The sequence below is a fragment of the Chromobacterium aquaticum genome, assembly GCF_021129195.1.
Taxonomy (GTDB): domain Bacteria; phylum Pseudomonadota; class Gammaproteobacteria; order Burkholderiales; family Chromobacteriaceae; genus Chromobacterium; species Chromobacterium aquaticum.
Genome location: NZ_JAJOHW010000303.1, coordinates 1 through 524, shown reverse-complemented (window position 1 = coordinate 524; position 524 = coordinate 1). Strand labels below are relative to the sequence as shown.

Annotated in this window: 2 protein-coding genes; both read right to left on the bottom strand. The window is 72.5% G+C overall.

The genetic code is table 11. The features are described from left to right. On the bottom strand, nt 1-251 hold a 251-nt coding region (locus LQT98_RS23945; protein ID WP_231465768.1), incomplete at its 3' end, for a hypothetical protein. Beyond that, nucleotides 248-524 (bottom strand): hypothetical protein (locus LQT98_RS23940; protein WP_231465766.1); only part of this gene is annotated, 277 nt, incomplete at its 5' end. The genes LQT98_RS23940 and LQT98_RS23945, both read right to left, overlap by 4 nt.

Here is a 524-nt window from a genome sequence, read left to right as displayed (position 1 = left end):
CGCTGGCGCCGCTGCTGCAAGTCCTGCTGCTGCGGCCACTGCGCCAGCGCGCCGTAGCCCAACAACAGACCACAGGCCGCCAGCGCCAACTGTCCGCCACGGCCCAAGTGGCACGCCAGCACTTGCCGCTGCCAGCGCAAGCGGCGGCCCCAATGCCGCCACTGCCCGGATTCCGGCTGAACGCGGACCTGCCGCGCGCGCCGCCAGGCCGTGATCAAGGCCGCGGTGACGGTTCGCCAGCGCGCGCTCATCGCAACGTCACCTGTATCGTGGCCAGCGCCGCTCGCCGCGGATCGTCCGCCTTGATGCCCTGCCGCAACAAGGTGGCCTGGCCGGGACCGCGGTTCAAGGCGCTGAGGAACTGAAAGATCGCGCCGGGATCGGCGGCGCTCAATTCCAGCCGCGCCTGCCGGCCCGCGCCTTCGAGATGCAGCGTCAGCATGCCCAGCCGCGGCGTCCAGGCCTGCTCTATCGCCCGCAGCAGCGCCGGACGCAGCCGGCGTCCATCGTCGCCCTGGGCCAGC